Origin of the sequence: Alcanivorax sp., from assembly GCF_014762765.1 — a bacterium.
Taxonomy (GTDB): Bacteria; Pseudomonadota; Gammaproteobacteria; order Pseudomonadales; family Alcanivoracaceae; genus Alcanivorax.
In genome coordinates this window covers 49,298-63,164 of sequence record NZ_JABURH010000086.1, presented here as the reverse complement: position 1 = coordinate 63,164, position 13,867 = coordinate 49,298, and the positions used below count along the sequence as shown (strand labels likewise).

The 13,867-nt window shown below is 58.9% G+C and carries 11 protein-coding genes; 9 read left to right on the top strand and 2 right to left on the bottom strand.

The annotated features are described in order from the left end of the window. Positions 1-30: 30 nt before the first annotated feature. Complete coding sequence (locus HUJ17_RS04250) at positions 31-624, bottom strand: peptidoglycan binding protein CsiV (RefSeq protein WP_290509506.1); 594 nt, start codon at positions 622-624, stop codon at positions 31-33. A gap of 295 nt (positions 625-919) precedes the next feature. Further along, positions 920-4,393 (bottom strand): transcription-repair coupling factor, encoded by a 3,474-nt coding sequence (mfd, locus tag HUJ17_RS04245; protein WP_290509505.1) that lies wholly within the window; start codon positions 4,391-4,393, stop codon positions 920-922. A gap of 164 nt (positions 4,394-4,557) precedes the next feature. Here mfd and tesB point away from each other — a divergent pair, with 164 nt between their 5' ends. From tesB to nqrF, 9 genes are all read left to right on the top strand, one after another. Further along, positions 4,558-5,436 carry an acyl-CoA thioesterase II gene (tesB, locus tag HUJ17_RS04240; RefSeq protein ID WP_290509504.1) on the top strand — a complete coding sequence of 293 codons (879 nt, stop codon included), beginning with the start codon at positions 4,558-4,560 and terminating at the stop codon, positions 5,434-5,436. Then, a complete protein-coding gene (locus HUJ17_RS04235) occupies positions 5,433-6,020 on the top strand; it encodes a uracil-DNA glycosylase family protein (RefSeq protein ID WP_290509503.1) in 588 nt (195 codons plus the stop codon). Before tesB ends, HUJ17_RS04235 begins: the two co-directional genes overlap by 4 nt. Before the next feature lie 145 nt (positions 6,021-6,165). Continuing rightward, positions 6,166-7,605, top strand: a complete 1,440-nt coding sequence (locus HUJ17_RS04230) for a glyceraldehyde-3-phosphate dehydrogenase (protein ID WP_290509502.1) — start codon at positions 6,166-6,168, stop codon at positions 7,603-7,605. 269 nt (positions 7,606-7,874) lie between these two features. Further along, entirely contained in the window at positions 7,875-9,221 is a 1,347-nt protein-coding gene (locus HUJ17_RS04225) for a Na(+)-translocating NADH-quinone reductase subunit A (protein ID WP_290509501.1), read from the top strand. 2 nt (positions 9,222-9,223) lie between these two features. Next, a complete protein-coding gene (locus HUJ17_RS04220) occupies positions 9,224-10,456 on the top strand; it encodes an NADH:ubiquinone reductase (Na(+)-transporting) subunit B (protein WP_290509500.1) in 1,233 nt (410 codons plus the stop codon). Then, positions 10,457-11,254 carry a Na(+)-translocating NADH-quinone reductase subunit C gene (locus tag HUJ17_RS04215; RefSeq protein WP_290509499.1) on the top strand — a complete coding sequence of 266 codons (798 nt, stop codon included), beginning with the start codon at positions 10,457-10,459 and terminating at the stop codon, positions 11,252-11,254. It abuts the gene before it with no gap. Next, positions 11,254-11,919, top strand: coding sequence for an NADH:ubiquinone reductase (Na(+)-transporting) subunit D (locus HUJ17_RS04210; protein ID WP_290509498.1), 666 nt, complete (start codon positions 11,254-11,256; stop codon positions 11,917-11,919). Before HUJ17_RS04215 ends, HUJ17_RS04210 begins: the two co-directional genes overlap by 1 nt. A 12-nt stretch (positions 11,920-11,931) precedes the next feature. After that, positions 11,932-12,552, top strand: a complete 621-nt coding sequence (nqrE, locus tag HUJ17_RS04205; RefSeq protein WP_062816544.1) for an NADH:ubiquinone reductase (Na(+)-transporting) subunit E — start codon at positions 11,932-11,934, stop codon at positions 12,550-12,552. Positions 12,553-12,568: 16 nt separating this feature from the next. Then, entirely contained in the window at positions 12,569-13,798 is a 1,230-nt protein-coding gene (nqrF, locus tag HUJ17_RS04200; protein WP_290509497.1) for an NADH:ubiquinone reductase (Na(+)-transporting) subunit F, read from the top strand. The last annotated feature ends 69 nt before the right edge of the window (positions 13,799-13,867 follow it).

The following is a 13,867-nucleotide window of genomic DNA, read 5'->3' as shown; positions in this document are numbered from 1 at the left end:
CTCCTACAGGTGCCGGAATATGGAAGGCCGTTAGCGGGTGATGCGCACCAGCATGCCGAACATGGGGTGATCAAAGTAATAAACTTCGTGGCCGGTGAGGCGGCGGCTTTCATCGATGTCAACATAGAAGCGCTGGCCGTTGCTCTGGGTGTTGAACCAGATGCGCGGCTCCACGTGAACGTAGCGGGATTCGCTGAAATGCAGCGTGCCTTCCAGTTCCGGGACTTCGCCGTCGTCGGTGTAGAGGGTCTGGCCGCCGCGCAGGTAGACCGGCAGCGTCTCGCTCTTGTTGCCGATGGGCTGGCGCCAGGCCTTATGGTATAGCTGGCGGTAGTCGCCGGTGCCGGCCATGCGTTCCATCATGTACTGCAGTACGGTCTGGTCTTCCGGCAGAGGTTGCCAGGCACCACGGGACAGGGCTTCCGGATCGGCATATTCGCTGGCTTGCGGCTCGCCGATGGTTACCGAGCGGGAGGCATAGCGGGGCTGCAGATCAGCGGGCCAGATTTCTTCGCTGCTACCGTGATCGCGGGCAAATACCAGGACCTCAACGCTGTACCAGCTCTGGGCAATGGCGGGGTTGGCCGCAAGGGCCAGCACAACCAGAAAGAATGCGCGAAGCATTGGAAGCTCTCCTTTAGTGACCTTTGAGCAGGCCTTATCTTGATGCTGACGTGGAGGCGCGCCCCTCCTTTTGCCTGTCGGATGCTCCGCTCGGAGCGGAGAGTCCGGTGCTTTCCTTGCGCCCGTTTGCCCCCTGTTGGGACCAGGCGTTTCCCCTGGAAATTGCACCCACGTCGTTTTTTATTTCAGCGACTATAACCAGTTCACAGTACCAGTTCACGATTAACAGCCTGACTGGTTGGTTTTCCTGACAGCGAGGGCATTTTTGGAAAACTCCTTGCATATCAGCAAGGGCTTATGCCTGCTCGCTGTTGGTATCCTGCTTGATGCTCTGGGCTGACAGACGTTTGAGCAGGGCATCCACCACCTGGATACGCTCCTCCGGAGTATCGCTACCTTCCACAAAACGCAGGGCGTTGGCACCTTCCAGCTTGAAGCGGTTGGGGCCGGATTGGACCAGTTTGACGATGGTCAGCGGGTCCACCGGAGTACGCTCGCCGAATTCCAGCTTGCCGCCGCTGGCGTGAGCATCGAGTCGAGTGATACCCAGCCGTTCCGCTTGCTGGCGCAGCTCTGTGACCGCGAACAGGTTTTTCACTGGTTCCGGCAGCAGGCCGAAGCGGTCGATCATTTCTACCTGCAGCTCTTTCAGGCCATCGCGGGTCTTGCAGCCGGCAATGCGCTTGTAGAGGGTCAGGCGACTGAATACGTCCGGCAGGTAGTCCTCAGGAATCAGCGCCGGGATGCGCAGGTTCAGTTCCGGGCCGCCACTAAGGGGTTTCTCCACGTCCGGTTGCTCACCCCGTTTCAACGCTTCCACCGCCTGTTCCAGCATCTCCATGTAGAGGCTGAAGCCAATGGTCTCGATGTTGCCGTGCTGTTCTTCCCCCAGCAATTCCCCTGCGCCGCGAATTTCCAGGTCCTGGCTGGCGAGCATGAAGCCGGCACCCAGATCGGTGGCTTGTTCGATAGCTTCCAGGCGCTTGAGGGCGTCCTTGGTCATTGCCTTGGGGCTGGGCGTGATCAGGTAGGCGTAGGCCTGGTGATGGCTGCGACCCACCCGGCCTCGCAGCTGATGCAGTTGCGCCAGGCCGAGCTTGTCGGCCCGGTCGATGATGATGGTGTTGGCGCTGGGCACGTCGATACCGGTTTCGATGATGGTTGAGCAGACCAGCACATTGAAGCGACGGTGGTAGAAGTCACTCATTACCGCTTCCAGCTCCCGCTCGCGCATCTGCCCGTGGGCAATGCCCACGCGGGCGTCGGGGACCAGCTTGCGGATGTCCTCTGCTGTCCGGTCCATGGTGCCAATATCGTTGTGCAGGTAGTACACCTGGCCACCCCGGAGCAGCTCACGGAGCAGGGCTTCCTTGATGGTGGTGTCGTTGTGCTGCTGCACGAAGGTTTTCACCGACAGGCGTTTCTGTGGCGGGGTGGCGATGATGGAAATGTCGCGCATGCCGCTGAAGGCCATGTTCAGGGTACGGGGAATCGGCGTGGCGGTCAGGGTAAGGATGTCGCACTCGGCGCGCATCTGCTTGAGGCGTTCCTTGTGGCGCACTCCGAAGCGGTGTTCCTCGTCCACGATGATCAGGCCCAGGTCATTGAATGCCACGGTTTCCTGCAGCAACTGATGGGTCCCCACCAGGATGTCCACCTTGCCTTCTTTCAGGCGCTGCAAAACCTGGGTCTTGTCCTTGGCACTGCGAAAACGCGACAGCACTTCGATGTTGATCGGCCAGTCGGCAAAGCGGTCGGTGAAGGATTCGTAATGCTGCTGGGCGAGCAGGGTGGTGGGCACCAGTACCGCCACCTGGGTCTGGTTTTCCACTGCCACAAAGGCGGCGCGCATGGCCACTTCGGTCTTGCCGAAGCCCACATCGCCGCACACCAGCCGGTCCATGGGTTGGCTGGACTGCATGTCGGCAATCACCGAGGCAATGGCGGCCTGCTGATCCGGGGTTTCCTCGAAGGGGAAGCCGGCGCTGAAGCGTTCGTAATCGCTCATGTCCACGTCGAACTGCTTGCCTTGACGGGCTTCGCGGCGGGCGTAGGTGTTGAGCAGTTCGGCGGCCACGTCGTGGATCTTTTCCGCGGCCTTCTGTCGTGCCTTGCTCCACTGTTCGGTGCCCAGGCGGTTGAGCGGGGCGGTATCGCCGCCGCCGTAGCGGCTGATCAGGTGCAGGGAGGACACCGGCACATAGAGCTTGTCGCCGCCGGCATATTCCAGCAGCAGGAATTCGTGTTGCTGACGGTCCACTTCCATGTGGATCAGGCCCAGATAGCGGCCCACGCCGTGTTCCAGATGAACTACCGGGGAGCCTTCCGTGAGCTCGCCCAGGGAGCGGAAAGCCTGCTCGGCGGCGCCATCGTCGCTGCTGGATTTACGGCGCCGGCGTTGCAGTACGAGCTCGCCATAAAGATCGTTCTCGGTGACCACCAGCAGCTCGTGTTCCGGGGCGTAGAAGCCCGCATCCAGCTCGCCACGGGTCAGGCTCCAGCGCTCCGGCTGGGCGATAAAGTCCGGCCAGTTGTCTTTCAGGGCCGGCTGGATGCCAATTTTCTGCATCAGTTCCAGCAGGGCTTCACGGCGGCCGGCGGTTTCCGCACAGACCAGAATGCGGGTGTCCGGGTGGGCGTCGGAAAAGGTGTGCAGCAACGCCAGCGGGTTGCTGGCGCGCACATCGGCGGTGAGCGCCGGCATGTTGGCCACGTCAAAGTGAATGGCGTTGCCGCTATCCGCCTGTCGGGCACGGGGGTGCTGTTTGAGAGAAGCCGCCAGTTCTTCCGGACGCAGGTACAACTTCCAGGGCGCAAGAATTGGTCGGTGGATATCGTGGCGTCGGGATTCATAGCGCTGCTCCACGTCGGCCCAGAAGTGCTCCACGGCGCTCTGGCAGTCGGCCAGTTCCACAAGTCGCACATCGTCGGGCAGGTAGTCGAACAGGGTGGCCATGTGCTCGAAGAACAGTGGCAGGTAGTATTCCAGCCCCGGTGCGGACAGGCCGTCGGACACATCCTGATAGAGCGGCACACCACGGGTGTCCACGTCGAAGGTGTCGCGGAAGGCGGTGCGGAAGCGGCTGATGCCGTCGGCACTGAGCGGGTATTCCGCCGCCGGCAGCAGGGTGATGTCCTCCACCTTGCCGGTGGAACGCTGGCTTTCCGCGTCGAACAGGCGCAGGGATTCGATCTCGTCGTCGAACAGCTCGATGCGGAAGGGCTGATCGGCACCCATGGGATAAATATCCATGATGGCACCACGCACGGCGAATTCGCCGTGCTCGTAGACGTTGTCCCGCTGGCGGTAGCCGCAGGCCACCAGCCGTTGACGGGTGGCTTCCATATCGAAGGTGTCACCCACCTTGAGCAGGAAGCTGTTGCCGGTGATGTGTAACGGCGGGGCCAGCCGCTGCATCAGGGTATTCACCGGCACCACCAGAATGCCCTTGTGGCTGGTGGGCAGCTGGTGAAGCACGCGGATACGGTCGCTGATGATGTCCTGGTGGGGGCTGAACAGGTCGTAGGGCAGGGTCTCCCAGTCCGGAAACAGCATCACCGGGGTGGCGCTTCCGGCAAGGTAGAATTCCAGCGAGTCGGCAATGTGCTGGGCGCGGCTACTGTTGGGGGCCAGCACCACAAACAGGTGATCCTGGCTGCGGGCCAGCTCGGCCAGCACTGCTGCCATGCTGCCACTGTCCAGTCCGGCCCAGTCTTTATAGTGTTCGCGGCCGGTGGGAAAGAGGGCGCTGTCGGGGAGTAACTTCATTAAGACCCGTGTCCTGCGTGTTCGGTGAGGTATCAGGCGGCGTATTGTAGCGGTGAGGGGCTCGCCCGGCCATTGCAGTGTCAACGACCGCTCCCGCAGGGAGGGGCTGAACATGCAGGCTTTGAGCGGTTAAGATGAGCTTTTGTTTGCGCTGAGGATTGGGTATGAATGCATCGGTTCGGGAACTGATGACGCTGTTTGATCTGGAGCAGCTCGAGAATAATTTGTTTAGAGGTCAGAGTCAGGCCAATGGTCAGCAGAGCGTGTTTGGCGGGCTGGTGGCCGGGCAGGCGTTGCTGGCGGCCTCGAAAACCGTGCCCACGGACCGGTCAGTGCACTCCCTGCACGCCTATTTCCTGCGCGCTGGGGATTTTACCAAACCGATCGTCTATGACGTGGACCGCATTCGTGACGGTAAGAGCTTTACCACACGCCGGGTCAACGCGATTCAGCATGGCCGGCCAATCTTCTCGTTGGCGGCGTCTTATCAGGTGGAAGAGGAGGGCGTTGCACACCAAGCCCCCATGCCGGAGGTGCCAGGCCCTGACGGCCTGGAGAATGACGAAGCAGCCCGGCAGAAGCTGGTGGCCCGGTTGCCGGAACAGTATCGCGAGGCCTTTTTGCAGGACCGGCCGGTGGAGTTCCGCCCGGTGACGCCCCGTGATCCGATTTCGTCCCAGCCGGAGCCGCCGGTACGGGAGGTGTGGTTCAAGGTGGTCGATTCGGTGGAGGCGGACCCAATGACCCAGCGGGCCTTGTTGGCCTATTGCTCGGATTTCGGGCTGATGGGTACGGCCATGCTGCCCCACGGCATGAATTTCTGGCAGCCCCATGTGCAGTGCGCCAGCATCGACCACGCCATGTGGTTCCACGGGGATTTCCGTATTGATGAATGGCTGCTGTACCGCAGCGACAGCCCCTTTGCCGGCGGTTCCCGGGGCATGAACTTCGGTTCCATCTATCGCCAGGACGGTACCCTGGTAGCGTCGGTGGCCCAGGAAGGGCTGATGCGGCTACATCGCTCGGACAGCCCGGCGGCATGAGCCGGCTGCTTCCTTTATTGGAAGAGGTACAGGCCTGCCGACTGTGCGAGGCCCATCTGCCCCTGGGCCCGCGTCCGGTGGTGCGGGCCGGGGAGGGCGCCCGGCTCCTGATCGTGGGGCAGGCGCCGGGCACGCGGGTGCATGAAACCGGGATTCCCTGGAATGACCCGTCCGGGGACCGCCTGCGCGACTGGCTACAGATGGACCGGGAGACCTTCTATGACGAAAACCGCATTGCCATTATTCCCATGGGGTTCTGTTACCCGGGCCGGGGCAAGGGCGGTGATCTGCCGCCCCGCCCGGAATGTGCCCCCCAGTGGCATGAACAGTTGCTGGCGGAGCTGCCGGATCTGCAATTGACACTGCTGGTAGGGCAGTATGCCCAGAAATACTACCTGCCGGCGCCGGGCAAGACCCTGTCTGACAATGTTCGCGATTTCGCCCGGGCCCTGCAACTTGGCTACTTCCCGCTGCCCCATCCGAGCCCGCGTAACCGGCTGTGGCTGCGCCAGCGCCCCTGGTTCGAGGAAGAGGTGTTGCCGGTGTTGCGTGAACGTGTGAAAGCATTGTTCGTGAAACCGTAATATCCCCGCCATTTGGGTGGATAAACGCGGCGTTTGGCGATATTATTCGCGCCCCAAACTCCACCGCCGGTGAACGCAGAAACCGGGCATTTCGGTGCCAGCCACGGTTTTCTTCACCCGAACCCAACCTGAGAGGGGCATCTCCGTGAACAAACTGGAAGACCACTTCGGACGCTGGAAGAACCGCGAAGAAATCGCAGAAGCCATGATCCCGATGATCGGCAAGCTGCATCGCGAAAAGAATGTCACCACCACTGTTTACAGCCGTTCCCTGGTCAACAAGTCTGTTATCCAGATCCTGAAAGCCCACCGTTTCGTCAAGCAGGTCGAAGATTCCGAGCTGTCTGTGGTGGATTCCTTCCCGATTCTGCAGGAAGTGAACAAGCTGGACCTGGGCCCCTGCCGCATTGATATCGGTAAACTGGCGGTAGAGTACAAGAAAGACAATCGCGGCCTGTCCATCGAGGACTATGTGCGCGAAGAGCTGGCCGAAGCGGTCAATAACAAGGGGCCAGTGCCCAGCTCCACGGACGTGGTGCTGTACGGTTTCGGCCGTATCGGCCGTATCCTGGCCCGTCTGCTGATCGAGAAAGCGGGTTCCGGTGATGGTCTGCGGCTGAAGGCGATCGTGGTTCGCGAATCCGGCAAGGGTGACCTGCAGAAGCGCGCCAGCCTGCTGCGTCGTGACTCCGTGCACGGCCCGTTCGCCGGCACCATTGCCGTGGATGAAGAAGAAAATGCCATCATCGCCAACGGCAACTTCATCAAGGTGATCTACTCCAGTGATCCGTCTGCCATCGATTACACCGAGTACGGCATCAACAATGCCGTGGTGATCGACAACACCGGCAAGTGGCGTGATTCTGAAGGCCTTTCCCAGCATCTGCAGTGCAAGGGTGTTGCCCGTGTCATGCTGACTGCGCCAGGCAAAGGTGATATGAAAAACATTGTTCATGGCGTGAACAATGACATGATCGAAGACAGCGACAAGATCATTTCCGCTGCCAGCTGCACCACCAACGCCATCGTGCCGCCACTGAAAGCCCTGGAAGACAAATTCGGCATCGAATACGGCCACGTGGAAACCGTGCACTCCTACACCAACGACCAGAACCTGCTGGATAACTTCCACAAAGGTCCCCGTCGTGGTCGCTCCGCGCCCCTGAACATGGTGCTGACCGAAACCGGGGCGGCGACGGCTGCCGCCAAGGCGCTGCCGTCCCTGAAGGGCAAGCTCACCGGCAATTCCATCCGGGTGCCGACCCCGAATGTGTCCATGGCGATCCTTAACCTGACTCTGGGCAAGGAAACCACCCTGGAAGAGCTCAACGAGTACCTGCGTTGGGTGAGCCTGCATTCGCCGCTGCAGCGTCAGGTGGATTTCGTGAGCAGCCCGGATGCGGTATCCACCGATTTCGTGGGCTCCCGTCACGCTTCCGTGATTGATGCGGAGGCTACCATTGTCAGTGGGCGTCATTGCGTACTGTATGTGTGGTACGACAACGAGTTCGGTTACAGCTGCCAGGTACTGCGTATCCTGCAGCAGATCTCCGGGGTGGAATACCCGGCGTACCCGAAGGACTGAACGGCGTTTGAAAAGAAGCCCGCGCTGCGGGCTTTTTTTCGGTGCATGACCGGTTTTTCTTTTGCACCAAAGTAGTTCTGTGCGACGAAAGGCGGGTCGGACGGTGCTGGCGAACGGGCAGGCGCGTCTTTATAATGGCGCCGCCGGCTGCTGCCGGCTCCCAATTGCAAATTCCGGTTTTAGCGAACATCCAAGGCATTTTCCCGCTTTTCGGGGCTTGCAGGCGGATGTGCCTCGACTTCAGCAACACGCAACGTGGGCGAGAAACTATGATTAAAGTCAGGAAGGGCCTGGATCTGCCCATCGCTGGTGCACCGCGCCAGGCGATTGAGGAAGGCCACCAGGTTCGTTCTGTTGCCGTGCTCGGCGGTGACTATGTGGGCATGAAACCCACCATGGAGGTCCGCGAAGGAGATGTGGTCAAGAAAGGCCAGCTGATCTTTACGGACAAGAAAACCGAGGGTGTGAAATACACCGCTCCTGCGGCGGGCAAGGTGGTGGCGATCAATCGCGGTCACAAGCGCGTGCTTCAATCGGTAGTGATTGAAGTGGCCGAGCAGGAAGACGAAGTCACTTTTGATTCCTACAGTGCTGACCAGCTCGCTGGCCTGGACCGTGAGGCGGTACAGCAGCAGCTGGTGGACTCTGGCGAGTGGACCTTGTTGCGGACTCGCCCCTTCGGCAAGGTGCCGGCGCCGGGCAGCACCCCGAATTCCATTTTCGTTTCCGTACTTGATACCAACCCGCTGGCCCAGGAGCCAGCACTGGTCATCAAGGAAAACGAACAGGCGTTCCGTCATGGCCTTACCGTGTTGAGCCGTCTCACCGATGGGCCTGTGTGGGTATGTCGTGGCCCCAATACCGACCTGCCGAGCTTCGCCGGCGGTCAGGTACGTGAAGAAGCTTTCGCCGGAAAGCATCCGGCGGGTAATGTGGGTACACACATTCATCACCTGGATCCGGTTAGCCTGAAAAAGATCGTCTGGTCTGTGGGTTATCAGGACGTGATTGCCATCGGTAAATTGTTCACCGAAGGCAAAATTTACTCCTCCCGGGTAGTGGCCCTGGCCGGCCCCCAGGTGAAAACGCCTCGTTCCCTGCGTACCCGCGTGGGTGCCAGTACCGACGATTTCGCACAGGCTGAGCTGAAAGAGGGTGATAATCGCCTGATCAGCGGTTCTGTATTCGGCGGTCACAATGCCCAGGGGCCGGTGGCGTTCCTGAGCCGCACCGCCAATCAGGTAACGGTGCTGTGCGAAGGTCATGAACGTCAATTGTTGGGGTACATCTCCCCGGGCGTGAATCGCTTCTCGGTGCTCAATATCTACCTTTCCAAGCTGATGCCGGGCAAGCGCTTCAACTTCACCACCACCACTAATGGTTCCGAGCGGGCCATGGTGCCGGTGGGCGCCTACGAGGAAGTGATGCCGCTGGATATCCTGCCGACCCAGCTGCTGCGTGCGCTGATTGTTGGCGATACCGATAGTGCCACGGCACTTGGCGCGCTTGAGCTGGTGGAAGAAGACCTGGCCCTGTGTACCTTCGTGTGCCCGGGCAAATACGAGTACGGTCCGATTCTGCGCGACAATCTCACCACCATTGAAGCGGAGAGCTGAGCATGGGCATGAGAAGTTTTCTGGACAACAAGGTCGCCCCGCATTTCCACGAGGGTGGCAAGTTCGAGAAGTATTACACCTTCTACGAAATGTTCGACACCATGCTGTACACCCCGGATTCGGTTACCCGGTCCTCCGCACATGTACGTGATGGTATCGATCTCAAGCGGATTATGATGACGGTGTGGTTCTGCGCCTTCCCGGCGATTCTGTTCGGGCTGTGGAACACCGGTTATCAGGCCAACCTGCAGATTGCTGAAGGTTTCAGCCCGATTCCCGGCTGGCGCAGCGACCTGGTCATGGCCCTGGCAGGCTTTGATGCGGCCAGTCTATGGTCGAATCTGCTGCACGGTATGGTTTACTACGTGCCGATTCTGATTGTGGTCTACCTGGGTGGCTTCATCTGGGAAGGCCTGTTTGCCTGGAAGCGCGGCCATGAAGTTAACGAAGGCTTCTTCGTGACCGGGATCCTGTTTACCCTGATCCTGCCGCCGTCTATTCCTCTGTGGCAGGTGTTCCTGGGTATTTCCTTCGGTGTCGTCATCGGTAAGGAAGTGTTCGGGGGTACCGGCAAGAACTTCCTCAACCCGGCGCTGGTCGGGCGGGCGTTCCTGTTCTTTGCCTATCCGGCAGAAATGTCCGGGGATGCGGTATGGACCGCAGTGGACAACTTCTCCGGTGCGACACCGCTGGCGCTCGCAGCTGCCGGCCAACTGGACTTCGCAAGCAACCTGACGGCTGATGCCGGTGCCAACATTTCCTGGATGCAGACCTTCCTGGGCGGTATTCAGGGTTCTATCGGCGAAACTTCAACCCTGGCTATCCTGATTGGTGGTGCGGCTCTGTTGCTCACCAAGGTAGCTTCCTGGCGCATCGTACTGGGTGTATTCCTGGGCATGGTGGCGCTGAGCTCTCTCTTCAATGCGATCGGTTCTGCCACTAATCCCATGTTCGCCATGCCCTGGTACTGGCATCTGACCGTGGGCAGCTTTGCTTTCGGCATGATTTACATGGCCACCGACCCGGTATCGGCTTCCATGACCAATACCGGCAAGTACATCTTCGGTGCGCTGATCGGTGTCATGATCGTATTGATCCGGGTGGTGAACCCGGCGTTCCCGGAGGGTGTGATGATGGCCATCCTGTTCTCCAACCTCTGTGCGCCGTTAATCGACCACTTTGTTGTACAGGCGAACGTTCGTCGTCGTCTGCGCCGGACCGGGGGAGAAGTGTAAATGTCAGCGAATAAAGAAAGTGTAGGCAAAACGCTGCTGGTTGCCTTTCTGGTCTGTGTGGTTTGCGGTGTGGTGGTTGCCACTGCAGCGGTAAGCCTGCGACCAGTACAGAGCAAGAACCAGCTGCTGGACAAACGCATGAACATCCTGCAGGCCGCTGGCCTGTATCAGCCTGGTGTGGATGTGAACAAGGTCTTCAAAAGCATTGAACGCCGTTTTGTGGACATCGACACCGGTGAGTATGTAGAGATGCCGGAATCCTACGATCAGCGCAAGGCAGCCAAGGATCCCCAGCGGTCCGAGCGGCTCAGCGGTAAAGAGGATATTGCCGGTATCAAGTCCCAGGCGGACGTGGCAGAAGTATTCCTGGCCCGCGGTGATGACGGTGAACTGAGCCGCATCATCTTGCCGGTACATGGCTATGGCCTGTGGTCTACCTTGTATGGTTTCCTGGCTCTTGAGCCGGATGCCAACACCGTGTCCGGCCTGGGTTTTTACGAGCACGGTGAGACTCCGGGGCTCGGTGGTGAAGTAGACAACCCGAAATGGAAAGCCCTGTGGGAAGGCAAAAAGCTTTACGGTGAGCAGGGTGAAGTGGAAATCCAGGTGGTCAAGGGTTCCGTGGACAGCAAAACGCCGAATGCCGAACACAAGGTGGATGGTCTTGCCGGTGCGACCCTGACCAGTAATGGTGTCAGTAATCTGCTGCGCTTCTGGGTTGGCGAAAACGGTTTCGGTCCTTACCTGAAGCGCATGCAGAAAGGTGAAGCGGTCGTACAGCAGGAAGGAGACGCGTAATGGCGGAGAAAACGAAGGACATCCTTTTAGGTCCGATTTTCGACAATAACCCCATCGCGCTGCAGATTCTTGGTATCTGCTCCGCCCTGGCGGTAACCAGTAACCTGAGCACGACGGTCACGATGTGTATTGCATTGACGACCGTAACCGCGTTCTCGAACTTCTTTGTGAGCTCAATCCGGAATTATATTCCGTCCAGCATCCGCATCATCGTGCAGATGACCATTATTGCCTCGCTGGTAATTGTGGTAGATCAGTTCCTGAAAGCCTATGCCTATGGCATTTCCAAGCAGCTCTCGGTGTTTGTGGGGCTGATCATCACCAACTGTATCGTGATGGGCCGGGCAGAAGCCTTTGCCATGAAGAACCCGCCGATCCCGTCTTTCCTGGATGGTGTGGGTAACGGTCTGGGTTACTCGGTGATCCTGCTGGGTCTGGGCTTCATTCGTGAACTGCTGGGTGCCGGTAGCCTGTTCGGTCAGCAGATCCTGACCAAGGCTGCGGATGGTGGCTGGTTCGTGACCAACGGCATGATGCTGTTGCCGCCCAGCGCGTTCTTCCTGATCGGCCTGTTCATCTGGGCAATCCGGACCTGGAAGCCTGAGCAAGTGGAAGAAGATACCTTCAAGATGAAGCCACACACCCGTGTCAGCGACGCGTTTTAACGGAGACGAGGAATGTTTGAACATTATCTGAGCCTGTTCGTCCGCGCCGTCTTTGTTGAAAACATGGCGCTGGCCTTCTTCCTGGGCATGTGTACCTTTATTGCCGTGTCCAAGAAGATCCAGACCGCGATCGGTCTGGGGGTTGCGGTGGTAGTGGTACTGACTATCACCGTGCCCGTGAACAACCTGATTCTTACCTATCTGCTGGATGAGAACGCCCTGGCCTGGACCGGGATAGAGTCTCTGGCCAGCCTGGACCTGCGCTTCCTGGGCCTGCTGAGCTATATCGGTGTTATTGCCGCGCTGGTACAGATTCTGGAAATGACCCTGGACAAGTATGTGCCCAGTCTCTACAACGCCCTGGGCATCTTCCTGCCGCTGATTACTGTGAACTGCGCCATTCTGGGTGCATCCCTGTTCATGGTTGAGCGTGACTACACCTTTGGTGAGTCCATGGTCTACGGTGTCGGCGCCGGGGTTGGCTGGGCGCTTGCCATTACGCTGCTGGCCGGTATTCGCGAAAAGCTGAAATACAGCGATGTGCCGGACGGCCTGAAAGGTCTGGGTATCACCTTCATCACCGTAGGGCTGATGTCTCTCGGCTTCATGTCTTTTTCCGGCGTGCAGCTGTAAGCGAAGGGGTTGAATCATGAGTTTTGAGATTATTCTCGGTGTGGTCATGTTCACCGCCATTGTGCTGGCACTGGTGGCGGTGATCCTGATGGCCCGCTCCCGGCTGGTGGCCAGCGGGGATGTGCACATCAACATCAACAGCGATGAAGAAAAATCCATCGATGCCCCTGCTGGAGGCAAGTTGCTGGGGACCCTGGCCAATCAGGGTATCTTCCTGTCTTCTGCCTGTGGTGGCGGTGGTACTTGTGCCCAGTGCAAATGCAAAGTGCTGGACGGCGGTGGCGATATTCTGCCCACCGAAGAAGGCCACTTCACCAAGGGCGAGATTCGCGACGGCTGGCGCCTGAGCTGCCAGGTGAATGTGAAGCAGGACATGAAAATCGAAGTTCCGGAAGAGTTCTTCGGTGTGAAGAAGTGGGAGTGCGAGGTTATCGCCAATGATAACGTTGCCACCTTCATTAAAGAGCTGACCCTGAAGCTGCCGGAAGGTGAGAATGTGGACTTCCGTGCTGGCGGCTATGTGCAGCTGGAAGCGCCGCCGTTCGACGTGAAATTCTCTGATTTTGATATCAGTGAAGAGTACCGGGGCGACTGGGAGCGTTTTAACTTCTTCGATCTGAGCTGCAAGAACAACGAGGAAGTAATTCGCGCTTATTCCATGGCCAACTATCCGGAAGAGAAGGGCATCCTCAAATTCAACATCCGGATTGCCACGCCGCCTCCGGGCTCCAAGGACATTTCTCCGGGCATCATGAGCTCCTACGTGTTCAGCTTGAAGCCGGGTGACAAAATTACTGTGTTCGGGCCCTTTGGTGAGTTCTTTGCCAAGAAGACCGATGCGGAAATGGTCTTCATTGGCGGTGGTGCCGGCATGGCGCCCATGCGCAGTCATATTTTCGATCAGCTGAAGCGTCTCAATTCCAAGCGCAAGATCAGCTTCTGGTACGGTGCCCGAAGCTGGCGTGAGACCTTCTACAACGATGAATATGACATCCTGGCTGAAGAGAACGATAACTTCGAATGGCATCTGGCGTTGTCTGATCCCCAGCCTGAAGATAACTGGGATGGCCTCACCGGCTTTATCCATAACGTGCTGTACGAGCAGTATCTGAAGGACCATCCGGCCCCTGAAGATTGCGAGTACTACATGTGTGGGCCGCCGATGATGAACGCCTCGGTGATCAAGATGCTTGATGATCTGGGTGTGGAACCGGAAAACATCCTGCTGGATGACTTCGGCGGATAACACCGAAAGCGCCGACCAAGGGTCGGCGCTTTGTCGTTTAGCCCCGGTTTTATGTAGGAGCTATGCTTG